Source organism: Bradyrhizobium sp. AZCC 2289, assembly GCF_036924615.1.
Taxonomy (GTDB): Bacteria; Pseudomonadota; Alphaproteobacteria; order Rhizobiales; family Xanthobacteraceae; genus Bradyrhizobium.
On the sequence record NZ_JAZHRY010000001.1, the window covers coordinates 3,923,909 to 3,949,438 of the forward strand.

Below are 25,530 nucleotides of genomic sequence, written 5' to 3' on the forward strand. Positions count from 1 at the left end.
TTGCATGAAGATTACAAGCGAAGGAAAGAAGAAACTTATCGCTGACCTTCAGCGATATATGCAGCAGCGCGACTGGAACATATCGGATTTGGCCGCCAATTCTGGCGTACATCAAAGTCAGATAAGTCGAATTGTAGCCGGAGACTTCAAGACCTTCAGCTCAAATATAATCAAAATTTGCATAACATTTGGACTGGAACCACAGAACTACTATGAAAACACCCGCGAGGACGAAGATCGAAAGCAGATCGCTAACAGTGCGATCTCAATTTGGGACGGCAGTCGTCAGGACGCTGGCGTGGTGGTGTCGCTTCTTCGTGAGATCGCAAAATTGCGCAAACAGGACAGGCGACGATAGTTGATATTTTCCGTACCCTTCGACTACTAAGAGCGCTAGTTTTCTGCTTGTTCTAAGCACTTGAGAGTTGCCTCTTGGGAGAGCTGACCACTGCACCCGTAAATCAGCTAAAGCGGACGGCGAAGTAATAATTAGCCCGACGGGCAAATCACTTGCCGCTTCCGGCGATGCCCGAGTCCAGCCCCCTTCGCAAAAATATTCCTCTTCGCGCCGACCCCAAATCACCGGTAGAACTCCCGCCGTCCCGTCCCCCAGAGGGGCGCTCGCGATCGTCACGGACGTGGGGCGGGATGCGGTGGACGCTTGCAGCGTCAGGCGCGGAATTGGGCGGCAGGGCGGGTAAACTCCGTGAGCTACCCAATGAAACGCTGGACGAACGGCGCTGAGGCGGACGGCGAAGGCGTGTGGTCCTGGCACCCGTTGCTGGTGTCAAGTCCGCGGAGGTGTTGCTGGCCCGACCGGGTTTCGCAAAACCTTCAATCCGCGGATGACGGTGGCAAAAGGAATTCGTCGCCGGGGAGAGCGCGTTATAAGCCGTAAAACCATTGCGCAGGGAATGCCGGGGTGCCTCCGCTGAACCTGTATGCTCGTGTGCGTTTCTTTGCACAATCTTGCACACGAGACCGCGGGTGCAGCGCGCCCCCGGCATTTCCCTGCGCCCTCTGATTTCAGATGGCGCGATGTTTTGGAAAACCTCGCGCGGATCGGGCGGCGGGATCGCGGAGGTGTGCCGGTACACTCTCACTCGTCATCACCCGCGAAAGCGGGTGATCCAGTATTCCAGAGACGCCAGTGATTCAATCGAGAGGCCGCGGCGTACTGGGTGCCCCGCCTTCGCGGGGCATGACAGTCGGGGTGGGGCGGCAGAGCGGTCGCCTTCGCACGATGCGTGGCCCACTGCGGACCGCGATCTCCCCTTGCCCGCCCAATCCGAAGCGAGCATCCTGTGGTTGAGAGCGACGCGAAGCGCGGGAGCTGCGGCATGACGGAAACGATGGAAACGGCGAAGCGGAACATCATCATTTGCTGCGACGGCACGGGCAACGAAATCAGCGAGAACATTTCCAATGTGCTCAAGCTCTATCGCTGCCTGCGCAAGACCGGGAAGACCGAGCCGCGCCAGCTCGTGTTCTACGATCCCGGCGTCGGCACGCTGGCGCGGCCGGACCCGTGGAAGAAGCTGCGGCAGGATTTCAGCGCCATTTTGGGGCTCGCCACCGGCTATGGCCTCGATGACAAGGTGCTGCAGTCCTATCACTTCCTGGTGCACAATTACCGCGAAGGCGACCAGATCTATTTGTTCGGCTTTTCCCGCGGCGCCTACACCGTGCGCGTGCTGGCGGGCCTGATCCACAAGGTCGGGCTGATCTCGCCGGAGCAGGTCAACCTCGCAGGCAGCGGGCTCACCTCCTACAAGCAGTTTTCCAGCGACGGCCAGCATGGCGTCGATCAGAAGGCGCTGACCGATACCGCGGCCGACGAAGCCGGGCCGCTGCCCGCGAACAGGGATGACCAGGCGGCGCAGTTCGCGCGCATCCTGTCGACGCGATGGCCGACCATCCGCTTCGTCGGCATCTGGGACACGGTGGCGAGCGTGATCGTACCGCGGCCCGACCGGTTTTACGTGCCGAGCTTCGAGGAGCTGGCGTTCACGCTGCAAAATCCGAGCGTGCAGACGTTCCGGCAGGCGATCTCGATCGACGAGCGCCGCTGCATGTTCCGCTTGAAGAAATGGGACCAGCCGCAGACCTTCATGCACAACCGCTTCAGCCTGACCCACAATGCCGAGCCGCAGGATATCCTGCAGTGCTGGTTCGCCGGCGTGCATTCCGACATCGGCGGCGGCTACCCCGAGAAGCAAAGCGGGCTGTCGAAATATCCGCTGATCTGGATGATCGACGAGGCCGTCAAATGCGGGCTCAAGGTCGACCAGCGCACCGTCAACACGCTGGCCTGGGGCAAGGACAGGAAAAATAGCCCGTTCCATTACGTCAAACCCGACTTCAGGGACCAGCTGCACAATTCGCTGCACGGCGCCTGGTGGCTGCTCGAATTCATCCCGAAACTCGCGAAATACAGGGAATGGCCGGAGCGCAAGGTGTATTTCGGGTTCTACATCCCCGACGCCGAGCCGCGCCCGATTCCGGACGGCGCGTTCGTCCACGAGTCGGTGATCGAGCGGATGAACGATCCGGCGCTGAACTACAAGCCGGTGAATTTTCCGGCGCAGCACCAGGTGATCCCGATGCCGGCGGGGCCGACGGAGGGGGTGGCGGCGGTCGAACCAGCGAAGGATGAGGTTTGAAGATTGATTGTTGCCGCCAACACACCCGTCATTGCGAGCGAAGCGAAGCAATCCATCGCACAGCGCAAAGAAAGAATGGATTGCTTCGTCGCTTCGCTCCTCGCAATGACGAGAGAATTTCGCGCCGCACCCCCAATTGTCATCACCCGCGAAAGCGGGTGATCCAGTATTCCAGAGACGCCGGTGATTGAATCGAGAGGCCGCGGCGTGCTGGATGCCCCGCTTTCGCGGGGCATGACAGCCTGGGTTGGGTTGGCGGCGCGGCGCGCTGACACACCCGTCATTGCGAGCGAAGCGACTTGTCCGCCGTAGCTCAACGAGCGAAGGCGGAAGCAATCCATCGCTCAGCGCAGAGAAAGAATGCATTTACCGAACGTTCAGCTATTTCCAAGATGATCGCGCGCCTGCCAGAATTGGCTTTAAAACGCTCAGGACGAGCGATGTTGGACCGATCGATCGCCGACGAAGTTGAAGCCGCCATCAGGGCCGGCTCGGCGGAAAAACACCTCGAAACCTTCAAGCGCGTGACGGACCTGTTTCTGTTGTCCGCCGACGGCTGCAATGGCGAACAGATCGAGCTGTTCGGCGACGTGCTCGAACGCCTGATCCGGACCATCGAGATCCGGGCGCTCACCGATGTCAGCGCGCGCATCGCGCTGGCCGAGATGAGCACGCAGCTGGCGTCGGTGCCGAAGGCGCCGCCGGACGTGATCCGCCATCTGGCGCGGCATGACGAGATTTCCGTCGCAGGTCCCGTGCTGACCGAATCGGCGCGGCTTAGCGACGACGATCTGGTCGAACTCGCAGGCTCCAAAGGCGAGCAGCATCTGCTGGCGATTTCCGGCCGCTGGTGGCTGAAGGAAGTGGTCACCGACGCGCTGCTGGCGCGGCACTATCCGAGCGTCAGCCGCAGACTCGTCAACAATCCCGGCGCGCGGGTTTCGGCAAACGGGTATGCCGTCGTGCTGGCGCAGGCCGAATCCGATCCGGAGCTTGCGGTCGACATGGGTATCCGGGTCGATCTGCCGGCGGAGCTCCGGCAGCAATTATTGCGCAGCGCCACCGAGGCGGTGCGGTCGCGATTGCTGTCGCGCGCGCCGCCGCATCTGTTCGAGGAAATCCGCAGCGCCATCGCCGCAGCCTCGGCCGGCGCCGGCCGCGAGATGGCAAAAGTGCGCGACTTCCAGGCGGCGCGGCATTTCGTCGATCAACTCAACAAGAGCGGCCAGCTTCATGAAGCAGCGTTGCTGGGCTTTGCGAAGCAGCGGAAATACGAGGAGACGGTGGCGGCACTGGCCGTCCTGTCGCAATCGACCGTCGACGTCATCCGTCCGCTGATGCAGAGCCTGCGCGACGACGGCATCCTGATTCCGTGCCGGGTGGCGGGCCTCGGCTGGGACACGGTCGCCGCCGTGCTGGAAAGCCGATTTGCCTCCGGCGCGATGGGGCCGCATGAGCTCGCCAAGGCCAAAGGCGCGTTCGCGAAGCTAACCCTCGAGAACGCGCGCCGGCTGCTGCGATTCTGGCAGGTTCGCTCGACGCCGTCGGCGCCGGGGATTAATTGAGGAACGGCTCTACGCCGAACCCCTCACCGCGTCCCGAACGTGGTGGCGCCGAACAGCGCCTTTTGCGTCGAGGGTTGCGAGCGCCAATATTGCGGCGGCGCCTCGACCTGGCCGCCGAGTTCGGCGGCGGCGTGCCAGCCCCAGCGCGGGTCGTAGAGCATGCCGCGGGCGAGCGCGACCATGTCGGCCTTGCCGGAGGCGACGATGTCTTCGGACTGCTTCGCCTCGGTGACCAGGCCGACCGCGATGGTGGTGACGCCGGTGGCCTGCTTGATGGCCTGCGCGAACGGCACCTGATAGCCGGGGCCGAGCGGGATTTTCTGCAGCGGCGAGACGCCGCCGGAGGACGCGTCGATCCAGTCGATGCCGCGCTTCTTCAATTCCGTGACGAATTCGATGGTCTGCGCGAGATCCCAGCCGCCTTCGACCCAATCGGTCGAGGAGACCCGCATGCCGATCGGTTTCGTATCCGGAAACGCCGCGCGCACGGCGTCGAACACTTCCAGCGGAAAGCGCATGCGGTTTTCGAGCGACCCGCCATATTGATCGCTACGCTTGTTGGAGATCGGCGACAGGAACTGGTGCAGCAGATAGCCATGGGCGCCGTGCAGCTCCAGCGCATCGATGCCGAGCCGCTCGGCGCTTTTTGCGGCAGCCACGAAGGCGTCGCGGATTCGCGCAAGGCCCGCCGCATCGAGTTGCAGCGGCGCGGCCTCGCCTGCCTTGTGCGCAATCGCCGACGGCGCCACCGCCTGCCAGCCACCCTCGGCGACCGGGATCTGCTGCCCGCCGTCCCATGGCGTATGGCTCGAGCCCTTGCGCCCGGCATGTGCAAGCTGCATCGCAACCGCGGTTTTGGAGCGCTTGCGCACGGAAGCCAGGATCGGCTTCAGCGCGGCTTCGGTGGCGTCGTTGTACAGCCCGAGACAGCCCGGCGTGATGCGGCCGATCGCTTCCACATGGGTGGCCTCGATGCAGAACATCGCGGCCCCCGACAGCGCCAGCGAGTTGATGTGCGTAAAATGCCAGTCATTGGCCTCGCCATTGACGGCCGAGTACTGGCACATCGGCGATACCATGATGCGATTGGGCAGGTTCAAACCGCGCAGTTTGATCGGGGAAAACAATACGCTCATGGGAGGATGTCCGGATGCGAGGGAAGATGTCGCTTCCTGTGTAGTCATACACCCCCCGCTCCTCAACCCGCGCCTGCTGCAACCCTCCCCCTACTGCCTGATGCCCGTGGCCTTGATCAGCTCGAAGTTAGCCGCCGTCTCGCGCTTGACGAGATCGTCCATCGCGGCCGGCGTCATCGGCAGCGGCTCGATGCCGAGCTTCTTCAGGTTCTCCTGCGTCGCCGGATCGGCCAGCACCTTTTCACCGGCGATATGCAGTTTCTCGACGATGTCGCGCGGCGTCTTCGCCGGCACGAACACGCCGAACCAGATCACGCTGTCGGCATCCTTCAAGCCGATCTCGACCGTACCGGGCACATCGGGCAGATCGGGAACGCGTTTGGGCGTCGATACCAGCAGCGCGCGCACCTGGCCCTCGCGGATCAGCGGCAGCGCGGTCGCGAGCGGACAGAAATACAGGTCGATCCGGCCGCCCAGAATATCGGCGATGACTTCCGACCCGCCGCGATAGGGCACGTGCGTGGCCTCGATGCCGGCGGCGAGGCGGAATTTCTCGGTGCTGATATGCACGGCGCTGCCGATGCCGACCGAGCCGAACGAAATCGAGCCGGGCTTGGCCTTGGCGTCGGCGATGAAATCCTGGATGGTTTTCCAGGGCCGCGCATTCGGCACGATCATCACATTGGCGCTGGAGCCGATCATCAGCACCGAGGCGAGGTCGTGAGTGGCGTCGAAGGCGAGGTTCGGGAAGATGGCCGGGGCAATCGTCAGCGCGTTGGAGTTGGAGAGAATGCTGTAGCCGTCGGGATCGGCCTTCGCCACCTGACCCGAGCCGAGCGTTCCGCCGGCGCCGGCGCGGTTCTCGATCACGATCGGCTGGCCGAGTTCGATCGCCAGACGATCGAACAGCAGCCGCGGCACCACATCGGCCGCGCTGCCGGCGCCGAACGGAATGGTCGCCTTGATCAGCCGGGATGGCCAGGTTTCGGCATGCCCCGTGGTGACGGCGAGGAGACCCGCCAGCACGCAGACGATTCGAATGGATGTGTTCATCAAACGCTCCGATTTCACTGGCCAGAGCGATGCAAGAACCATTCCGCTGGCGGCATTATTCGCCGAATTTTCCGACCCGGAGATCAACGATGCGATAGCGGTTGCCCGGCATCAGCATGCAGTCGGCTTCAGCGGAGAATTCGACGAACCACCTGCCGTCGTCCAATTTGTCGGTCACTTTTCCGTAGGCGCCCATCATGCGCGCAAAGCCGGGATCGGATGTCGTGAACAGCCGGCGCTCCTTGAGGAGAAAGCGCCTTGTGCCCTTCCACTCGAACTCGGGAACGCTCCGGCGCTCGTCGTCACCCGCACCGGGGTCGCGGCTGGTCACATCGCGGAACAGGCTGGGGCCGGAGATCAAATGCGCGCGGCGGTTTTCGATCTGATAAAGATTGAGTTCCACCACATGGCGCTCGCTGCGGAAGGTGACGGCGACGTGGCGCGAATCCGCCGACCAGAAAGCGTAGTAGGCGTCGGGGCCGGTATCCAATCTGCCGCCGATATCGTCGAGGGCCACGATCTTGCGGTGCGCGGGCTCGGCCATCAGCCAGACATGGAAGTTCTCGCGTCCGCCATCGCCGTCGCCATGAGAGGCCAACGACAGCTGCTTGTTGGGCGCAAGTCCGTCGCGAATGATGGCGTATTCGTCCTTGACATAGTCGTGCTCGCTGGTGGCACGGGCCGGCATAACGGCGAACAGGACGAGCGCGGCGAGGAGGGCCGACAGGATACAGCTGACTTTCATGATCGTTGGTCGGCGCAAAGCCCGAACAAGTTCGAATATCACTCCACCAGCGTGAACTGCAGCAGCAGATTGCGCTGGATCGGCGAGAAATTGTCGTCGGAGACCAGGGTCAGCACGGTGTCGCCTTCCGGTGTCACATGGGCGTCGATGCCCTCCATGTTGTCGATCTCGTCGCCGAGATCGGCGTTGAAGATCGCCGGGCCATCGATCAGGGCGCCGGGCACCAGGGAAGCGAGCGCGACGCGACGGATCCGGATGCCGATGCCGCCGAGCCAGGAAAATTTCCGCTCCAGCAGCAACAGATCGCCTGACGGCAGCAGCACCGCATCGCTGACGTCGAAATTGTCGGTGCGGCGGACGCTGAACTGGCCCGGCTTCTTGCCGCCGACCAGGAACGCGATGATGTTGCCGTTGGCATCGAGGCCGCGCTCGGAGATCGCGATCAGCGTCCCCGCCAGCGGCTGGCCCTTCGGCACCCAAACCAGCGCCTCGAGTCCCTTGTTGTTCGGCAGCTTGCGCACCGCCGGCGGCATCGGCACGACCTCGCCGGATGCGCGCGTAAAACCCTTGGAGAAATCGAACCGCAGCACCTGATTGGCGCGCTCGAGGCCGATATAGACGAACGAGCCGTCCAGCGCGATCGATTCGGAATCATACCAGCTGCGGCTGGTGATCGGCTTGCCGTCAGGGCCGAGCATCGGCGACGCCTCGACATCTTCAAGGCCCGTCATCTCCCGGCCCTTGTAGACGATGCGGCCGGTGAACCAGCTCCCCTTGTCGCTGATGGCGATGAAGCGCTCGCCCTTGGCGTCGAGCCTTATTCCCGACAGTCCGCCAAAACCACGAAACGCCGAGGTCAGAATCAACCCGCTGCGGTATTCCAGCGAACCGAACCGCACATGCGAGCGATCGCGGGTATCGAACGCGGGCAACGGCCGGGCGTTGACCTCGATCGAAACCGGCGCGGTGACCGAATATTCGTCGGGCTTGAATGGTTTCGACGGCGGCTGGACGGCGGTTTGCGCCCGCGCGACGGCAGGCATCGTCATCGCCGAAAGCCCCGCCGCCGTGAAGTTCAGGAAGCGGCGGCGGCTAAGACGCGAGCGCATCTCTCAGGAATGCAAGCGGCGCGGCCGGCCATGTGTCGCGGGCGCGGCGCCGTGGGTCTCGCTAAACAGTTCGGCGAGCTTTTCGGTGATGGCGCCGCCGAGTTCTTCGGCATCGACGATGGTGACCGCGCGCCGATAATAGCGGGTGACGTCGTGACCGATACCGATCGCGATCAATTCGACCGGCGAGCGGGTCTCGATCTCTTCGATGATGTGGCGCAGATGCCGCTCGAGGTAATTGCCGGGGTTGACCGACAGAGTGGAGTCGTCGACCGGCGCGCCGTCGGAAATCATCATCAATATCTTGCGCTGCTCGGAGCGGCCGAGCAGGCGCTTGTGCGCCCAATCCAGCGCCTCGCCGTCGATGTTTTCCTTGAGCAGACCCTCGCGCATCATCAAGCCGAGATTCTTGCGCGCGCGACGCCAGGGGGCGTCGGCGGATTTGTAGATGATGTGGCGCAGATCGTTCAGGCGACCCGGATTGGCCGGCTTGCCGGCGGCGAGCCACGCTTCGCGCGACTGCCCGCCCTTCCAGGCGCGCGTGGTGAAGCCAAGAATCTCGACCTTGACGCCGCAACGCTCCAGCGTGCGCGCCAGAATATCCGCGCAGGTCGCGGCGACCGTGATCGGCCGACCGCGCATCGAGCCGGAATTGTCCAAGAGCAACGTCACCACGGTATCGCGGAAGGTCGCTTCCTTCTCGTGCATGAAGGACAGCGGATGATAGGGATCGGTGACCACGCGCGACAGCCGGGCGGGGTCGAGAATGCCCTCTTCGAGATCGAACTCCCAGGCCCGGTTCTGCTGCGCCATCAGGCGGCGCTGCAGCCGGTTGGCGAGGCGGGCGACGATGCCCTGCAGATGCGCGAGCTGCTTGTCGAGATAGGAGCGCAGCCGCTCCAGCTCGTCGTGGTCGCAGAGGTCTTCGGCCGCGATCACTTCGTCGAATTTCGGCGCAAAGGCATGGTATTCCGGCCCGCGCGGTTCGTTGGCACCGCGCGAATTCGGCCGCGTCGCTTCGCCCGGCGTCTCGTCGTCGCCGAGTTCGCCGTCGTCGAAGGTGTCGCTGGTGGAGGCCTGGGCGCTCTCCATCGCGCTTTCCGACATCTCGTCGGTGGTCGCCTGCGCCTGATCGGCGCTCATCTCCTGCGCGGCGTCGCTATCGGGCGAGCCCTCGGCGCCGGACTGATCGTTCTCGCCGTCCTGATTCTCGTCCTGGTTCTCGTCGTCATCGGCATCGGCGTTGCGGTCGTCGCCGAGGTCCAGCGCCGACAACAGGTCATGCACCAGATCGGCGAACCTGGCCTGGTCTTCGGTGACGCGACTCAACTTGTCGAGGCGCGCGCCGATCTTGTCTTCCAGTACCGGGCGCCAGAGATCGACCATTTTTTTCGCAGCTGCAGGCGGCGCCAGGCCGGTCAGGCGTTCGCGCACCAGCATCGCCAAGGCATCCGACAGCGGCGCATCGGCGCGATCGGTGATCTCGTCGAACTTGCCGCGATGGAAATGATCGTCGAGCATCGCGGTGAGGTTTTTCGCCACGCCCGCCATCCGGCGCGAGCCGATCGCCTCGACGCGGGCCTGCTCGACCGCCTCGAACACGCCGCGCGCCTGCGGATTGCCCGGCATCAGCTTGCGGTGAACCTTGGGATCGTGGCACGCGAGTTTGAGCGCGATCGAATCGGCGTGTCCGCGCACGATCGCCGCATCCCGGCGGGTCATCTTGCGCGCCGGCTCCGGCAGCCGCGCCTTGCCCGGCGCCAGACCCGGCCGCTCGGCGGCGAACGTCACTTCGAGTTCCGGCTTTTTCGCGATCGCGCGCAGGCAAGACGTCACCGCGCGCTTGAACGGTTCGGTCGGCGCTTCCTTCGATCCGGTGCGGAATTTGGAGTTGGATGTGCTCATAGCGTTTTTGTGAACCAATGGCGCGTCACGCCGCCTGGATAGCCTTCGATCGAACCGAATTCCTCATAGCCGCATGCGCGGTAGAAGCCCGGCGCCTGAAAACTCATCGTGTCGAGATAAGACTTCGTCGCCCCAAAGCGTCTCGCTTCGTCTTCAATCGCCCTTATCAGCTTTGTTCCATAGTCCTTGCCGCGAAGCTTCTGCTCGATCCAGAACAACTGTATGAACAGCACCGTAGTCCAGACCTCCCCGACAATCCCACCGACGATCTTGTTGCCTTCGGTCAGTGAAACGGCGAGGCGTTTGTATTTTTGCTTCCCCATCTTCTCGGTGTTGTAGCCGATAAGTCCGCCGAACACCGCTTTCTTGGTCTTTCCAATGGTGCGCTCGACGGAAATGGACGGCATGGACTAGCTGAGCGCCACGTTCACTGAACTCTCGGCCAACTCTGCGTTAAAGCAGCGCTGATAGAATTCAGCCACCAGCGGCCGTTCCAGCTCGTCGCATTTGTTGAGGAAGGTGACGCGGAACGCAAAGCCGATGTCGGTGAAGATATCGGCGTTCTCGGCCCAGGTGATCACCGTGCGCGGGCTCATCACCGTCGACAGATCGCCATTGGCGAATGCGTTGCGGGTCAGGTCCGCGAGCCGCACCATCTTGTTGACGATGTCGCGGCCTTCCTGGGTGCGGTAGTGATGCGCTTTCGCCAGCACGATTTCGACCTCCTCGTCATGCGCCAGATAATTCAGCGTGGTGACGATCGACCAGCGGTCCATCTGGCCCTGGTTGATCTGCTGGGTGCCGTGATAGAGGCCGGAGGTATCGCCGAGGCCCACCGTGTTGGCGGTCGAGAACAGGCGAAACGCCGGATGCGGCTTGATCACCTTGTTCTGGTCGAGCAGGGTCAGACGGCCGGAGACTTCCAGCACGCGCTGAATCACGAACATCACGTCGGGACGGCCGGCGTCATATTCGTCGAACACCAGCGCGATATTGTGCTGCAGCGCCCAGGGCAGAATGCCGTCACGGAATTCCGTGACCTGCTTGCCGTCCTTGACGACGATGGAGTCCTTGCCGACCAGATCGATGCGGCTGATGTGGCTGTCGAGATTGACGCGCACGCAGGGCCAGTTCAGCCGCGCCGCGACCTGTTCGATATGGGTCGATTTACCGGTGCCGTGATAGCCGGTCACCATCACCCGGCGGTTTTTCGCAAAGCCGGCGAGGATCGCAAGCGTGGTGGCACGATCGAAACGGTAATCCGAATCGACGTCGGGTACGTGCGGATCGACCTCGGAATAAGCCGGCACCTCAAGGTCGCTGTCGATACCGAACACCTGCCGGACCGACACCTTCATGTCAGGCAAACCGACGGGCTCGATAGTTTTGGTCATGGCGGCGGTCGTCATCAATCCTCCGAGGTCCCGGGCATTCCCGAAACCAGATTTGCGGCATGGCTGCGGATGGGTGCAGGCACAAACCTAGCAGAGAGCAACGGCCGGCAGAAGCCCGCGGCACAATCAAAGTTCCGTTGCCTTATCATTGAGATAGGTGCTGAACTCGATTTTTGGAGGGCTGCCCTGCGAATCACGCCGCACTTTTACCGGCGGCCGGGCCGCCCACCCGGAACCGGTGGGGCTGGATGGCACTTTCTACCTCCGCCTCGAGTTGTTACTTCTGAACATCAAGCATCTGGCCCCTATTGAGACAGGAACCTTGTGACTTCATTCCTTGATCCCCTGATTGCGTTCGTCTCGGCCCATGCGTGGTTGGCCTACCTCACGCTGTTCCTTGCCGCCCTGCTGGAAGCCGTCCCGGTGGTCGGCTCGCTGGTTCCGGGCTCGACCATCATCCTCGCCCTGAGCGCGTTGGTGCCCGGCGGCGAGTTGCAGCTCGGGCCGGTATTGGCGGCGGCTGCCGCCGGTGCATTGCTCGGCGACGGGACCGCATTCTGGGTCGGCCATCGCTCGCAACGCGAGATCCTCAGCGCCTGGCCGATGACGAATTATCCGGGCGTGGTGGCGCAAAGCGAGGCGTTCTTCAATCGCTGGGGCGCATTGGCGGTGTTCTTTGCGCGATTCGTGCCGCCGATCCGCGCTTTCGTGCCGATCACAGCCGGTGCGCTCGGGATGCCGCCGTTGCGATTCTACGGTGTCAACGTTCCCGCGATTCTGGCCTGGGCGCCGGCGCATGTGCTGCCGGGCGTGCTCGCGGTCTCGGCGCTGCACGAATATGCCGGCCTGCCGCATCATGAGCATGTCGGCAAGCATCTCTGGATGTTTGCGGTGCTCGGTGGCGCGTTGATTGTCGCGCTCGCGGTCTGGACCATCCACCGCCGTCACGGCGGCGGCGTGATCGAGCCCGCCAAGCCCGCCGAGTAGCCTCACCTGTCGTTCGATGCCGTCCCTCGCCCCGGCGCCGGGCCGACATAGCGTGCGCGCGGGCGGATCAGCCCGCCGTGCTGCAGCTGTTCGCTTGCATGCGCTATCCAGCCGACCGTGCGCGCCATGGCAAATAACGCCAATTCGCTGCCTGCGGGCAGCCGCAAACTGTGCACCAGCACCGCCAGCGCATAATCGATGTTGACGAACTCGCCGGTGGCTTCCGCGATCCGCTCCGGGATTTCCCTTGTGAATTTTCGCGCGGCGCCGGCGCGCGCCAGCGCTTCCAGCATTGAAATGGCACGCGGATCGCCTCGCTTGTAAACGCCGTGGCCGAAGCCCGCGAAGCGTTCACCGAGCGCAACCCGTTCGCGGATGACGGGCGCGACGTCGTTATCGACCAGCGTCCTGACCAGCCGCGAGGCCAGCACGCCGGCGCCGCCATGCTTCGGGCCCTTCAGGGCGACGAGGCCCGCGATCACGGCGTCATACAGGTTCAGTCCGGTCGAAGCCGCGCACCGCACGGTGAAGGTCGAGGCGTTCAATTCGTGATCGGCCAGCAGCACCAGCGCGCGGCGAATCAGATCGGCGGCATGTTTGTTGTCAGGCGCCCAGGCCTGCGCAATCTGCAGATGGAGCGGCTGCGGCGACGGCGCGGTGTTGAGCATGGTCGCGACCACCAACCGCAGAATGCGCGCACCGACCATGGCGCGCCCGTCAGCGGCGCGGGTGAACGCCCGCGGATCGGCGCTGGCCGCGAGCGCCAGCACGGCGATGGCGCGATCGATCGGCGCGGCGCGGCGCGCGGCGTCCGCGATCGCGCGCATCTCCTCGGAAATCTGCGGATCGTTGTCGGCCGCGAACGGATCGACGCCGGCGACATCCCACAGCAGCGTCGCGGCATGCTCCAGCGTGTCTTTTTCCGCGAGATCGACGCAGTTGACGCCGCGGTAGATCGGGCCGTCCTCGGTGATGGTCGCAATCGCCGAATCCATCACCGGCAAATCAGCATCGAAGCTTTTGAGGCCGCGCGGTTCCGGCGACGGCACGCGCCGCTCCTTCAGCGTGCGGATGTCCTCGGCCCGGTAACGGTGGCTGCGCGAATCCGACGACGGCTCCGAGCGGATCAGCCCGCGGCTGACATAGGCGTAGAGCGTCGCCGGGGCGACCGCGAGTTCGGCCGAGGCCTCGCGGGCGGAGAGGTAAAGCCCTGCGGATTTTTTCATATTGATTTATATAATCATGATTGATCAATCTGTCGAGAGGGTCGATTTTTGCGGGACAGCAAAGGAGACCCGTCATGAACATCCAGCTTTCCAAAACCCCGATCGGCCTCGACGGCGTTGCGGCCGCCGAAACCGTGCTGAGCCATGTCGACGGCGAGCGCGGCGAACTGATCATTGCCGGCGAGCACGTCGGCGACCTCGCCCGCAAGACCGGCTTCGAAGGTGTCACAGCAAGGTTATGGAGCGGCGGAACCGGCCAGCCGGTCGGCGAAGCCGGGGTCCGCGCCGCACTGGGCGCCGCCCGCGAACGCGCCTTTGCCAGGTTGCCGGACCTGCTCGGAATTACCCGTGGGCTGTCGGTCGTCGACGGTTTCCGGGCCGCGATCGCAGGGCTGCGCGCCGAAAATGGACTGCCGCATGAGGCCACCATCGTCGGCGCGTTTCCGGTGATCGCGGGCGCGCTGGTGCAGCTCGCCCGCGGCAACGACCCCATCGCGCCGGATGCGACGCTCGGCCATGCCGCCGATACGCTGTCGATGATGCTGGGCCGCAAACCCGGTGCGCGCGAGGTCGCGGCGCTCGACGCCTATCTCGTCACCGTGTGCGATCACGGCATGAACGCATCGACCTTCACGACGCGCGTCATCGCCTCGACCCAGGCCGATTTGTTCGCAGCCGTCACCGGTGGATATTGTGCGCTGACCGGACCGCTGCATGGCGGCGCGCCGGAGCCGGTGCTGGAAATGCTCGACGCGATCGGCTCACGCGAGCGGATCAAGCCGTGGGTCGACAGCGCGCTTAAACGCGGCGAACGGCTGATGGGTTTTGGCCACCGCGTCTATCGCGTCCGCGATCCGCGCGCCGATGTGCTCAAGGAGGCCATCGAGCGGCTTGCGGTCGATGGCACCGACCTGCCGTTCGCCGGCGAAGTCGAGGCCTATATCCGCGCGGCGTTGCGGCAGAAAAATCCAGACCGTCCGCTCGACACCAATGTGGAATTCTTCACCGCGATCCTGCTCGACGCGCTCGCGATCCCGCGGCAGGCGTTCACGCCGATCTTCGCGGTCGCGCGCGCGGCCGGCTGGACCGCACACGCCCGCGAGCAGCAGCGCGGCGGCCGGCTGATCCGGCCGAGTTCGGCCTATATCGGAGCGATGCCGGATTGAGCGCGGCTTGACTGCAACATGTTGCGGTGGTGTGTTAGTTATTGCTCAAGAGCATCACCCCTTTGCTGGCGCGGAAACTACCAACGATGAAACGCCGTGAGTTCATCACGCTGCTCGGCGGCACGGCGGCGTGGCCGCTTGTTGCACGCGGGCAAGCGGCAATGCCCGTGATCGGATTTATCAATGGCACCTGGCCGGAGGGCTATGGTCCCTACGTCACCGCATTTCGCGATGGTCTGAAGGAAAGCGGCTATATCGAAGGTCAGAACGTAGCGATCGAATATAGCTGGGCAGAGGGGCGTTATGATCGGTTGCCAGAAATAGCCGCCGATCTGGTGCGCCGGCGGGTTTCGGTGATTGTCGCCAACACCCCTGCCAATCTCGCGGCCAAGAAGGCGACCGACACAATCCCCATCGTCTTCACCACCGCCAGCGACCCGGTGGCCATAGGCCTCGTCCCAAACCTGAGCCGGCCCGGAGGCAACGTCACCGGGGTGAGCCAGTTGAACGCCGAGTTGGGACCAAAACGGTTGGAACTAGCGCATGAGCTGATGCCCACCGCAGCCCTCATCGCGCTCCTTTTGAATCCAAGAGACCCGCCACGGGCTGAGAAGGTGTTGGCAGAAGTGCAGGCTGCGGCCGCCCACCTTGGATTGCAGCTTCATATCCTGCGCGCAGGCACCGAGGCCGAGATCGAAGCCGCACTCGCGGACTTTCCTCGGCAAAAGGCCGGCGTTTTGTTGGTCGGCGCCGACGCCTTCTTCAATGCAAAGAGCCGTTTGCTCGCCGAACTATTGCTGCGCTATTCGATACCCGGGATTTACGAGTACACCGAGTTCACCAGTGCTGGCGGCCTGATGAGCTATGGCGGCAACATCAAGGAATCCTATCGATGGGCCGGCATCTATGCGGGGCGGATTCTCAAGGGCGAAAAGCCGGCAGACCTGCCGGTGCAACGGTCCACGACAGTCGAGCTGATCGTCAACCTGAAAACCGCTAAGACACTTGGCATCACCGTGCCGCTCTCGCTGCTCGGCCGCGCCGATCAGATCATCGAATGAGAAGGGCTAGCTCGCGCCCCGCACCACCGTTTTCAGGTAATTATACGCCTTGATGATCTCGATCAGGCGATCCTCGGTGGAGCGGTCGCCGCCATTGGCGTCGGGATGGTGCTGCTTCACCAGCGCCTTGTATTTTGCCTTGACGATTTCCAGCGTCGCGTCGGGGCCGAGCCCCATCACCTGCAGCGCCTTGCGCTCGGCGTTCATCACCTTCCGGGTCTCAGGCTTGGCCTCGCCGGCCGCGCCGCCCGGGCCCGGCCGCCAGCGGCCACGGCCGTTGAGTTCGCTAAACATGCTGAACGGATCGGCGGCCGCGTCCAGATCGGCCTCCGCGCCTGCCTTGCCCTTCTTGCCGCCGTTGGCGCCCATCTTCCAGGTCGGACGATGGCCGGTCAGCGCATCCTTCTGGTAGCGCGCGACGGCGTCGGCATTCATGCCCTGGAAAAAATTGTAGGACTGGTTGTATTCGCGGACGTGGTTGAGACAAAAGTGCCAGTACTCTTTCGAGTTCTCACGGCCCTTCGGCGCCCGGTGCGGCCCCTTGTTCGGGCAACCCGCCCATTCGCACATCGCGGATTCTTCCCGCGCCTGCGCCTGCTGCTTCGCGCTCAGCTTGTTGGGCTTGATGCGAATGGAGTCGAAGAATTTGGATGAATCAATCGCCATAGCTAACTTTGACTACGCAATGCCCAAGGCTTCAAGTCTTGACATTGCCAAACCCTCACTTCGGATGCGCCATTGACGAACAGCGGCTTTGGAGCGTATTGCCGCCGCCATGAGCACCAGGGACGTTATCATAAACAAGTTGCGTGAAGCTTTCACGCCGGAAAGCCTCAACGTCGCGGACGAATCACATCTGCATGAAGGCCATGCCGGCCACCGGCCGGGCGGCGAGACGCATTTCAGGGTGTATATTGTGTCGCCGGCCTTCGAAGGGAAGAGCCGGATCGAACGCCACCGCATGATTAACGCGACGCTTTCGGCGGAACTTAAGGACTCGGTACACGCGCTGGCGATCAAGGCCGAGGCCCCAGGGGAAGCCAGCGGCTGAATTCGGAGCGGCGCGCCTGAGCCGATCAAGATCGCGGCAGACGCCGTCGCCATTTTCCATTATTTTGGATGATCGCGCAGGCGATGAACCGGTTCCTTTTGAACGAGGATCAGGCTTACCCCGGGCCGTTGCCGCCAATCGAAGAGGCAGTCCGATGGTTCATTGGGCATATCTGCGATTTGCAGCTGCCGTCGTTGCCGCTCTTGCTGTATGCGGCGCGGACCAGGCCTCGGCGCAGGACATGCCGAGCCCGTTCGTGCAGGAGGTTCTGGTCAAGAGCATCCTGGTGTCGCTCAACGACGCGGTGGCGGCGGACAATTTCACGGTATTCCACGCCAAAATATCAAAGCCGTTCCGCGACCAGTTTTCGCCGGAAAAGCTGCGGACGATCTTCAAGGATTTGATCGAGAAGCACGCCGTATTCGACGCCGTGGTCGCAAAGCCGATCGTTTCCGACGAAGACGCCAAAATCGACGAGAAGGGCGTGTTGCGGCTGAAAGGCCATTTCGAGACGACGCCCAAGCAGGTGAAATACCAGCTTGGCTTCATTCCGGCCGACGGCACCTGGAAGCTGAGCGGCGTCAGCATCGATATCGAATAATCTCTCCGAAATCCGTCACCTGCGCCCTTCGAGACGGCCGCGACGCGGCCTCAACGGGGTGACGGGGTTGAGCGCAGTGACACTTATTCCGCCATTATGACGTGACCGCGCCGTTCGTCTGGAATTCCTACGCCGGCCTTTTCATATTGGCCGCAGGAAACGGCGCGCGATGCGCGGGCTTGGGCGATTTCCTGTTATTTTGGTGCGGTCATGGACAATCATTCGCAACGGAGCGGCGAGAGCCCTTATTCCACACTGGGCTGCATCCTGCTGCTTTTGGGAACCGGGATAGTCGTCAAGACCGGCGCGGCAATCCACCTCTGCCAACTGGCTCAAGGTTCCTGCCATCTACCTCTGAATTGGTGACGAGGACCCGCGCTCAGAACGCCGTCCCCGCCCGCTTCGGCTTTTTCTCTTCGGTTTCGGCCTCGCGCGGCACCGCCACGATCCGCAGCGCGGTGATGCGGTTGCGCTCGCGGCGCAGCACGCGGAAGCGGAAACCATGGAAGGTGAAACTCTGGCCGCGCTCGGGGATCGAACGCGCCTCGTGAATCACCAGCCCCGCGATGGTGGTCGCTTCCTCGTCGGGCAGATGCCAATCCATCGCTCGGTTGAGATCGCGGATCGGCACCGAACCATCGACCACGACCGAGCCGTCGGGCTGGGCGCGGACGCCGGCCACCACCACGTCGTGCTCGTCGGAGATATCGCCGACGATCTCTTCGAGAATATCCTCCAGCGTCACCATGCCTTCGACCTCGCCGTACTCGTCGACGACGAGCGCGAAGTGGGTCTTGCGGCGGCGGAACGCCTTCAGCTGTTCGGACACCGACCGCATCTCCGGCACGAACCATGGCGGCAGCGCGATGGTCGAGACGTCGATCTTGGCGGTGTCGCCTTCGGAAGCCCGGATCGCCCGCAACAGGTCCTTGGCGTGCAGCACGCCGATGATGTTTTCCGGCTTGTCGCGCCACAAGGGAATGCGGGTGTACTCGGTCGCCAGCACCTCGCGCACCAGGTCTTCCGGCGGCAGGTCGGCATTGATCATCACCATCTCGGTGCGATGGACCATGACGTCGGACACCTGCAGCTCGCGCAGGTCCAACAGGCCGCCGAACATGTCGCGGTCCTGCTTTTCGACGTTGCCTTCGTGATGCAGCAGATCGACCGCACCGCGCAGCCGCTCGGTCGGCGACAGCAGCGGCTGATTGTGGCCGATCTTGACGCCGAGCATCCGCATCAGCAGTCGGACGATCGCTTCGACAACGGCAAGCAGCGGGCCCAGCAGATACAACATCAGCCGCATCGGGCGGGCGACCAGAAGCGACACCCGGTCCGGCGCATTGATGGCGATGGTCTTCGGCAGCACCTCAGCAAAGATCACGACCAGCGCGGTCATGAGGCCGGTGGCGTAGAGCACGCCAACCTCGCCGAACCAGGCGGTGAATATGCCGGTCGCGAGCGCCGAGGCGCCGATATTGGCGATGTTGTTGCCGAGCAAGAGCGCGCCGATCAAGCGCTCGCGCATGGCGATGAGGCTGGAAACCACGCCGGCCTCGCGGTTGCCCTGCTTCGACAGCCGCAGCATGCTGGCGCGCGAGGCGCCGGTCAGCGCGGTCTCGCTCGCCGCGAAGAACGCGGAGACGAAGAGACAGGCGACGACGATGGAGAGCGCGATCCAATCCAAGTTATTCATCCGGACAGAGTTCAGGTCTTCGCCAGCTTGCGTTGAAGAAAATCGCGGACCAGCGCGGGCTCGACGTCGTTGGCAATCACCGCGCGGCCCACGGCCTCCAGCAGGATGAAGGTCAGCTTGCCGCGCTTGACCTTCTTGTCCTGCGCCATCAGCGTCATCAGCGCGTCGGCATCGGCGAGACCCTCCTGGGCAAAGCCGGCGATATCCTGCAGATGGGTCGGCAGGCCCACCGAAGCAAGGTGGCGTTCGACCCGGGCGGCGCTGGCTTCCGAGATCATGCCGAGCTGCGCGGAAAATTCCGCCGCCAGCACCATGCCGACCGACACGCCTTCGCCGTGGAACAGCCGATCGGAAAAACCGGTCGCCGCCTCCAGCGCGTGGCCGAAGGTATGACCGAGATTGAGCAGCGCCCGCTCGCCGGTCTCGCGCTCGTCGCGCGATACGATTGCGGCCTTGGCGCGGCAGGAGGTCGCGATCGCGTGCTCGCGCGCGGCACTTCCCGAAAAGATCTCGGCGGCATTGGCTTCCAGCCAGGTGAAGAACGCCTCGTCGCCGAGCACGCCATATTTGGCGACTTCGGCGTAGCCGGCGCGGAACTGGCGCGGCGACAGGGTGTCGAGCACCGAAGTGTCGGCGATCACGAGAACCGGCTGATGAAACGCGCCGAGCAGGTTTTTTCCCTGCGGCGAATTGATCCCGGTCTTGCCGCCGACGGACGAATCGACCTGCGCCAGCAATGAGGTCGGCACCTGCACGAAATCAACGCCGCGGCGCAGGATCGCCGCCGCAAAGCCTGCGAGATCGCCGACCACGCCGCCGCCGAGCGCGATCACCAGATCGTTGCGCTCGATCCTGGCCGCGATCAGCGCTTCCGAGACCTTCTCCAGTCCGGCATAAGTCTTCGAGCCCTCGCCTTCCTCGACGACGACATGCGAGGTGGCGATGCCGGCCGCCGCCAGCGAGCTTTCGGTTTGCTCCAGCCAATGCTTTGCGACGGTGCGGTCGGTCACAACAGCGGTCCGCACCCCCGGCCGCAACGCCGCGACGCGTCCGCCCAGCGTCTGCAGCACATCACGGCCGATGATGATGTCATAGGCGCGGTCGCCGAGCGCGACGTCGACGGTGATCGGTTTCGAATGCTTCAGTGGCGCAGTCATCACGTGACGCTCATTCCGTCGGTTGTTTGCTGGGTCGGCGGCGTCGCGTCGCCGCACAGCCGGGCGCGCAGGGCCTCGATACATTCATCGACAATTCGTTCGTGCGGCACATCGCGCGACCAGATCGTCAGATCGGCGTTCTGATAGACCGGCTCGCGCTGTTCGAGCAGACGGCTAACGGTCGCAGCCGGATCCTCGGTCTGCAACAGCGGCCGGTCGGCGCGACGCTTGACCCGGCGCATGATGATGTCGGCATCGGCCTTGAGCCAGATCGAGACCGCCTTGTCGCGGATGCGGTTGCGGGTTTCCTCGCGCATGAAGGCGCCGCCGCCGGTGGCCAGCACGGCCGGGCCGTTGTCGAGCAGTCGCGCGATCACCCGCGCCTCGCCGTCCCGGAAATGCGGCTCGCCATGGGTTTCGAAAATATCGGGGATCGACATCCCGGCCGCCGCCTCGATCTCGATATCGGCATCGAGGAACGGCAGCCGCAGCCGTCCGGCCAGCCGGCGTCCGATGGTGGATTTGCCGGCGCCCATCATGCCGACCAGCACGATCGAACGCCTTCCGAGGGCCGCCGTGATTGCGGCGTCCTGGGGTGCGTTGGCGGGTGCCGGTGTGGCTGTCTCGGGCATCAAAACCTTGTCATCGGCGGATTTTCCGCGGTTCACGCCACCTATACTACCCCCGCCGATACCGTTGCCAGAGACTCTTGCAACGCCGGGAGGAACATGTAGGTAGTCGGGCCCTGCTTCCCCGATGATTTCAATGGTTAATTTGCCACCTGAGGCTTCCTGATGCCCAGCCTGTTCCGCTTCCTGACGGTCGTGGCCGTGATCGCCGGAATCATCTACGGCATCATTTTCGCGCTGGCGAATTTTGTGAACCCGAAGCCCCGGGAAATCACCGTCACCATCCCCGCAGATAAGTTCCTCAAGAAATAGGGGCTATCATCCTGGAATGCGTTCCAACCCCCCAGATGCCAAACTGACCAGCCTGTTCCTCGACATGCTCGCGGCCGAACAGGGCGCGGGCGCCAATACGCTCGACGCCTACCGCCGCGACCTCACCGATTTCTCCGAGTTCCTCATGCACGCCGGCCAAAGCTTTGCCGGCGCCGAGACCCAAACGCTGCGGGACTACCTCGCCGATCTCGATTCGCGCGGCTTCAAATCCTCCAGCGTGGCCCGCCGGCTGTCGGCGATGCGGCATTTGTTCCGCTTTCTGCTGAACGAACGGATTCGCAGTGACGATCCGGCGGCAATCCTGTCGGGCCCGAAACGCGGCCGCGGCCTGCCAAAGGTGCTGTCGATCTCGGACGTCGACCGCATGCTGACGCGCGCCCAGGAATTGACGCGCACGGACGTTTCGCCTGCGCAACGGCTCCGCGCGCTGCGACTGTATTGCCTGCTGGAAGTGCTCTACGCCACCGGCCTGCGGGTCTCCGAGCTGGTCTCGCTGCCGCTGTCGGCCGCGCGCCGCGACGCCCGCATGATCGTGGTGCGCGGCAAGGGCAACAAGGAACGGCTGGTGCCGCTGAACGAGGCATCGCGGCAGGCGATGGCCGATTACCTGGCCGCGATCGAGGCGCTCAAACCGGAGAAAAAGAAAAACGCCGCCAGCTCGAAATGGCTGTTCCCCTCGTTCGGCGAGAGCGGGCATCTGACGCGGCAGCATTTTGCGCGCGACCTCAAGGAGCTCGCCGCCGCCTCCGGCCTGGCGCCGCGGCTGGTCAGCCCGCATGTGCTGCGGCACGCCTTTGCCAGCCATCTGCTGCATAACGGTGCCGACCTGCGCATCGTGCAGACGCTGCTCGGCCACACCGATATCTCGACCACGCAGATCTACACCCATGTGGTCGAGGAGCGGCTGAAAAGCCTGGTGCGCGACCTGCATCCGCTGGCGGAGAAGTAGGTTCGAAAACGCGCGCGCGCCTTGACTTCGGCGGCTTCTCCCCCGAAAGAGCCGTCACCCGCCCGCAACCGGCGGCGCGCATTCTCTCCGAATGCACGCTAAATCGTTGAAGATACGAACGTTCTCTGCCCCCTACCGAAACCGCTTCGCCCGCAAGCATGTTCCTCTCTATATTGATTTGATGCCGGATCAGATGCGCAGCTATCTCGACTTCGAAAAACCCGTCGCCGAACTCGAGGCCAAGGTCGACGAATTGCGCGCGCTTGCCGCGACCGGCAGCGACATCGGCGATGAGATTTCGCGGATCGAGGACAAGGCGTCGCAAGCACTGAGCGACCTCTACGCCAACCTCACGCCGTGGCAGAAGACGCTGGTGGCGCGCCATCCGCAGCGTCCGCACTTCACCGATTTCGTCACCACGCTGATCCCGGAATTCACGCCGATGGCGGGCGACCGCAAGTACGGCGAGGACGAGGCGCTGATGGGCGGCTTCGGCCGCTTCCGCGGCGAGAGCATCTGCGTGATCGGCCAGGAAAAGGGCGCCACCACCGAAAGCCGGATCAAGCACAATTTCGGCATGGCCCGCCCCGAAGGCTACCGCAAGGCGGTCCGGCTGATGGAGATGGCGGACCGTTTCGGTATCCCCGTGCTGTCGATCGTCGACTCGGCCGGCGCCTATCCCGGCATCGGGGCCGAGGAACGCGGCCAGGCGGAGGCGATTGCCCGCTCCACCGACGCCTGCCTGTCGCTGGGCGTGCCCAATATCGCAATCATCACTGGCGAAGGCATGTCGGGCGGAGCGATCGCGATCACCACCGCGAACCGCGTGCTGATGTTCGAGCACGCGATCTACAGCGTGATCTCGCCGGAGGCGGCATCCTCGATCCTGTGGCGGGACGGCACCAAGGCCCAGGAAGCCGCCACCAGCATGAAGATCACGGCGCAGGACATGCTGCGCTTCGGAGTGATCGACCAGATCCTGAAAGAGCCCGCCGGCGGCGCCCATCGCGACTCCAAGGCCATGATCGCGGCTACCGGCGACGCCATTGCGCAGGCGCTCAACGATTTGCGCAATCTCGATGGCGACGGCATCCGACGGCTGCGGCGGCAGAAGTTTCTCGATATCGGCCGGAAGCTCGGTTGATTTCAGTCGGCTTTTTTCTCGGCGTCAGGTCCGGCGCGGAGAGCTGACCTGAACGCGGCGTCGAACACGCCCCGGAACTGCATCGCATTGAGGTTGGAAATGTGGGCGGTATCGCGAAAATTGGCCTGCCCGTTCCTGACCAGATAACAATCACCCTGCTCGCAGATCACGGACAATGGATCCACTGTAACCAGCCGCGGATTGTTCCGGTGCTTTTGCACAATTTGCACCATCGCGTTCCTGAGCGAGTTCATCGCCAGGACGGGATCGGCCTTGACCTTCCATTCGTCGATCGCCCTGCCGGCCCGGACCTGATTTTCAATCCACCGCTGCGGGAGGTCGAAGCCGAAGTGCAGCAGCGGCATGATCAGGATGACGGTCTTGCCCGAGGCAAGCAGTTTTTCAACCAGGGCCGAGACCTCGAGCCCATCGGCCCAGTTACTTGCCAGCACGACGATGCTCGGCTCAGTCCGGCCCAGCGCGAAATCCAGCGTGCTGCGGTTGAATTTCCGGCACGAGGGCTGATCCCCCGAATTCCCTGCAGGATCGTCCAGGAAAGCCCTGCAACCGTTCTGTGTCGCGATCAGCCCATGGATTCCGCCGGCGAGCGCCGCTGCAGAAACCGGCTCGAGGTACTGGTTGGCATATGAATCCCCCCAGAGGATTGCGGAAGGCCTCCCCGCGACCTCCGCGCTGCCGAAACTGCAATAGGTCTCGGTCGCCTTTTTGGTGGAATTCGAATCTCTGAAACACTCGTCCCGTGGCGTGCTGGTCCGTCGCGCCAGTTCGGCCGACAACATGTACTCCGGCAGCCTGTTTGGGAAACCGCGGTTCAGGAACGCCAGCGCCACGAACCCGATGGACAGCGCGAACGCAGCGCCGGAACTCGCCAGCAGCCTGCGCGGCGTCCAGAAATCCCGCCGCAATCGGACCGGTTGTTCGACGAAGCGATAGGAGATTGCGCCGAGCCCAAGCGACGCCAGCACCATCAATGTCTTTTGCGTGGCGCCTGCGCCATAACCGCGCAGGGACAGCCAGCTCAGCGCGAAGACCCAGATCGGCCAGTGCCACAGGTAGATCGAGTAGGACCAGTCGCCGATGCGCTGGATCGATGAGATCGCCAGCAAGCCGCCCGCGCCGGTATCCTGTCGCGCCGCGACGATCATTGCCGCGCCCAGGATCGGCGGGATGGTGAGCACGCCCGGCCATCGCGATTCCGGGAAAGGGGAGAGGATGCAGCCTGCGACCAGCGTCCAGCCGAGGACAGCGATCATCCGCGTTTCCAACCACGAGGCTTTGGCAAGATTCTTGGCAAATTTCTTGGCAGGACTTTCGGATCGGCGCTGCAACTCTGCGATGGCGACCAATCCGCCGGCCAACGGTTCCCAGGCTCTGGCCGGCAGGGCGAAAAAGGACGAGCCCGTTGCGTCGTTCTGGCTCTCCCACAAACACCACGCCAGCGACAGCGCCCGCCGCGACAACCTGAAACGTGGTCATCACTGCGCTGATCTTCGGCCTCGAGGCGGGAGCCAGGCGCCAGACCAGCGGTACGACCAGAGGCATCCAGAAATAGAACTGCCCCTCCAGCGAGAGCGACCAGGTATGCAACAGCGGCTTGGTCTGGGCCGCCATCGCGAAGTAGCCGTTGTCGCTGTTGAAGGCGAAATTCGACTGGAATACCAGCGCCGACAACGCCTGCAGCAGGTGCTTCAAATATTCGTTCGGCAAGGTCACGAACCAGCCAACGACGATGGTCGAAGCGATCATCACCGCCAGCGCCGGATAGATCCGGCGCAGCCGCATCAGAAGGAACGCAATGAACGAAAACCGGCCCAGCGCCAGGTCGTTCAGCACCTTGCCCGTCATCAGGTAGCCGGTGATGGAAGATATCGACGCCGACAAATCCCCCGGCGAACCCCGGTATCTGGAAGTGGTAGCCAACGACCGCAGCCACCGAAAC

The 25,530-nt window shown here is 63.6% G+C and carries 25 protein-coding genes; 12 read left to right on the plus strand and 13 right to left on the minus strand.

All coding sequences use genetic code 11. The features are described from left to right. Positions 1-4 precede the first annotated feature (4 nt). The 3 genes from V1289_RS18690 to V1289_RS18700 all read left to right on the plus strand — a co-directional run bounded on the left by V1289_RS18690 (position 5) and on the right by V1289_RS18700 (position 4,228). Complete coding sequence (locus tag V1289_RS18690) at positions 5-358, plus strand: helix-turn-helix domain-containing protein (RefSeq protein WP_334398252.1); 354 nt, start codon at positions 5-7, stop codon at positions 356-358. A gap of 982 nt (positions 359-1,340) precedes the next feature. Further along, the gene (locus tag V1289_RS18695; RefSeq protein ID WP_334398253.1) at positions 1,341-2,663 is read left to right on the plus strand and encodes a DUF2235 domain-containing protein; all 1,323 of its coding nucleotides are present in this window, start codon (positions 1,341-1,343) and stop codon (positions 2,661-2,663) included. 440 nt (positions 2,664-3,103) lie between these two features. Further along, a complete protein-coding gene (locus V1289_RS18700) occupies positions 3,104-4,228 on the plus strand; it encodes a DUF2336 domain-containing protein (RefSeq protein ID WP_334398254.1) in 1,125 nt (374 codons plus the stop codon). Positions 4,229-4,251: 23 nt separating this feature from the next. Here the strand turns inward: V1289_RS18700 and V1289_RS18705 are convergent, their stop codons facing one another. The 7 genes from V1289_RS18705 to cobS all read right to left on the minus strand — a co-directional run bounded on the left by V1289_RS18705 (position 4,252) and on the right by cobS (position 11,585). Next, positions 4,252-5,364, minus strand: a complete 1,113-nt coding sequence (locus V1289_RS18705; protein ID WP_334398255.1) for an NADH:flavin oxidoreductase/NADH oxidase — start codon at positions 5,362-5,364, stop codon at positions 4,252-4,254. Between the two features lie 90 nt (positions 5,365-5,454). After that, complete coding sequence (locus V1289_RS18710; RefSeq protein ID WP_334398256.1) at positions 5,455-6,417, minus strand: Bug family tripartite tricarboxylate transporter substrate binding protein; 963 nt, start codon at positions 6,415-6,417, stop codon at positions 5,455-5,457. 55 nt (positions 6,418-6,472) lie between these two features. Continuing rightward, positions 6,473-7,162, minus strand: a complete 690-nt coding sequence (locus V1289_RS18715) for a hypothetical protein (RefSeq protein WP_334398257.1) — start codon at positions 7,160-7,162, stop codon at positions 6,473-6,475. A gap of 38 nt (positions 7,163-7,200) precedes the next feature. Then, on the minus strand, positions 7,201-8,271 hold the full coding sequence (locus tag V1289_RS18720; RefSeq protein WP_334398258.1) for an esterase-like activity of phytase family protein: 1,071 nt from the start codon (positions 8,269-8,271) through the stop codon (positions 7,201-7,203). A 3-nt stretch (positions 8,272-8,274) separates the two neighbouring features. Beyond that, positions 8,275-10,176 carry a cobaltochelatase subunit CobT gene (cobT, locus tag V1289_RS18725; protein ID WP_334398259.1) on the minus strand — a complete coding sequence of 634 codons (1,902 nt, stop codon included), beginning with the start codon at positions 10,174-10,176 and terminating at the stop codon, positions 8,275-8,277. Further along, positions 10,173-10,583 (minus strand): GNAT family N-acetyltransferase, encoded by a 411-nt coding sequence (locus tag V1289_RS18730; protein WP_334398260.1) that lies wholly within the window; start codon positions 10,581-10,583, stop codon positions 10,173-10,175. Before V1289_RS18730 ends, cobT begins: the two co-directional genes overlap by 4 nt. Positions 10,584-10,586: 3 nt before the next feature. After that, positions 10,587-11,585 (minus strand): cobaltochelatase subunit CobS, encoded by a 999-nt coding sequence (gene cobS, locus V1289_RS18735; protein WP_309180552.1) that lies wholly within the window; start codon positions 11,583-11,585, stop codon positions 10,587-10,589. 309 nt (positions 11,586-11,894) lie between these two features. Here cobS and V1289_RS18740 point away from each other — a divergent pair, with 309 nt between their 5' ends. Further along, a complete protein-coding gene (locus V1289_RS18740; RefSeq protein WP_334398261.1) occupies positions 11,895-12,557 on the plus strand; it encodes a DedA family protein in 663 nt (220 codons plus the stop codon). 2 nt (positions 12,558-12,559) lie between these two features. Here V1289_RS18740 and V1289_RS18745 read toward each other — a convergent pair whose 3' ends face one another. Beyond that, positions 12,560-13,783 carry a citrate synthase family protein gene (locus tag V1289_RS18745; protein ID WP_334398262.1) on the minus strand — a complete coding sequence of 408 codons (1,224 nt, stop codon included), beginning with the start codon at positions 13,781-13,783 and terminating at the stop codon, positions 12,560-12,562. A gap of 74 nt (positions 13,784-13,857) precedes the next feature. Between V1289_RS18745 and V1289_RS18750 the strand changes: the two genes are divergently transcribed. Next, complete coding sequence (locus V1289_RS18750; RefSeq protein WP_334398263.1) at positions 13,858-14,949, plus strand: citrate synthase/methylcitrate synthase; 1,092 nt, start codon at positions 13,858-13,860, stop codon at positions 14,947-14,949. A gap of 41 nt (positions 14,950-14,990) precedes the next feature. Next, entirely contained in the window at positions 14,991-16,010 is a 1,020-nt protein-coding gene (locus V1289_RS18755; RefSeq protein ID WP_334398264.1) for an ABC transporter substrate-binding protein, read from the plus strand. A 6-nt stretch (positions 16,011-16,016) separates the two neighbouring features. Here the strand turns inward: V1289_RS18755 and V1289_RS18760 are convergent, their stop codons facing one another. Then, positions 16,017-16,676 (minus strand): J domain-containing protein, encoded by a 660-nt coding sequence (locus V1289_RS18760; protein ID WP_074272653.1) that lies wholly within the window; start codon positions 16,674-16,676, stop codon positions 16,017-16,019. A gap of 109 nt (positions 16,677-16,785) precedes the next feature. Between V1289_RS18760 and V1289_RS18765 the strand changes: the two genes are divergently transcribed. Then, complete coding sequence (locus V1289_RS18765) at positions 16,786-17,061, plus strand: BolA family protein (protein ID WP_334398265.1); 276 nt, start codon at positions 16,786-16,788, stop codon at positions 17,059-17,061. A gap of 154 nt (positions 17,062-17,215) precedes the next feature. Then, positions 17,216-17,662: a hypothetical protein gene (locus tag V1289_RS18770; protein ID WP_334398266.1), complete on the plus strand. Its 447-nt coding sequence runs from the start codon at positions 17,216-17,218 to the stop codon at positions 17,660-17,662. Positions 17,663-18,041: 379 nt separating this feature from the next. Here V1289_RS18770 and V1289_RS18775 read toward each other — a convergent pair whose 3' ends face one another. From V1289_RS18775 to V1289_RS18785, 3 genes are read right to left on the minus strand one after another with little or no spacing between them, the layout of a single operon-like run. Further along, positions 18,042-19,358, minus strand: a complete 1,317-nt coding sequence (locus tag V1289_RS18775; protein WP_375143959.1) for an HlyC/CorC family transporter — start codon at positions 19,356-19,358, stop codon at positions 18,042-18,044. An 11-nt stretch (positions 19,359-19,369) separates the two neighbouring features. Further along, positions 19,370-20,515 carry a 3-dehydroquinate synthase gene (aroB, locus tag V1289_RS18780; RefSeq protein WP_334398267.1) on the minus strand — a complete coding sequence of 382 codons (1,146 nt, stop codon included), beginning with the start codon at positions 20,513-20,515 and terminating at the stop codon, positions 19,370-19,372. Then, positions 20,515-21,147, minus strand: coding sequence for a shikimate kinase (locus V1289_RS18785; protein WP_309180561.1), 633 nt, complete (start codon positions 21,145-21,147; stop codon positions 20,515-20,517). Before V1289_RS18785 ends, aroB begins: the two co-directional genes overlap by 1 nt. Before the next feature lie 162 nt (positions 21,148-21,309). On the opposite strand from V1289_RS18785, the gene V1289_RS18790 reads away from it, so the two are divergent. The 3 genes from V1289_RS18790 (at position 21,310) to V1289_RS18800 (ending at position 23,570) form a co-directional block, all read left to right on the plus strand. Further along, positions 21,310-21,456, plus strand: a complete 147-nt coding sequence (locus V1289_RS18790) for a histidine kinase (RefSeq protein ID WP_074272649.1) — start codon at positions 21,310-21,312, stop codon at positions 21,454-21,456. A 16-nt stretch (positions 21,457-21,472) separates the two neighbouring features. Continuing rightward, a complete protein-coding gene (xerD, locus tag V1289_RS18795) occupies positions 21,473-22,426 on the plus strand; it encodes a site-specific tyrosine recombinase XerD (protein ID WP_334398268.1) in 954 nt (317 codons plus the stop codon). A 181-nt stretch (positions 22,427-22,607) separates the two neighbouring features. Further along, complete coding sequence (locus V1289_RS18800) at positions 22,608-23,570, plus strand: acetyl-CoA carboxylase carboxyltransferase subunit alpha (RefSeq protein WP_334407547.1); 963 nt, start codon at positions 22,608-22,610, stop codon at positions 23,568-23,570. A gap of 2 nt (positions 23,571-23,572) precedes the next feature. On the opposite strand, the gene V1289_RS18805 is transcribed toward V1289_RS18800, so the two are convergent. Then, complete coding sequence (locus V1289_RS18805; RefSeq protein ID WP_334398269.1) at positions 23,573-24,844, minus strand: acyltransferase family protein; 1,272 nt, start codon at positions 24,842-24,844, stop codon at positions 23,573-23,575. A 371-nt stretch (positions 24,845-25,215) separates the two neighbouring features. On the opposite strand from V1289_RS18805, the gene V1289_RS18810 reads away from it, so the two are divergent. Beyond that, positions 25,216-25,356 (plus strand): hypothetical protein, encoded by a 141-nt coding sequence (locus V1289_RS18810; RefSeq protein ID WP_334398270.1) that lies wholly within the window; start codon positions 25,216-25,218, stop codon positions 25,354-25,356. Positions 25,357-25,530 lie beyond the last annotated feature (174 nt).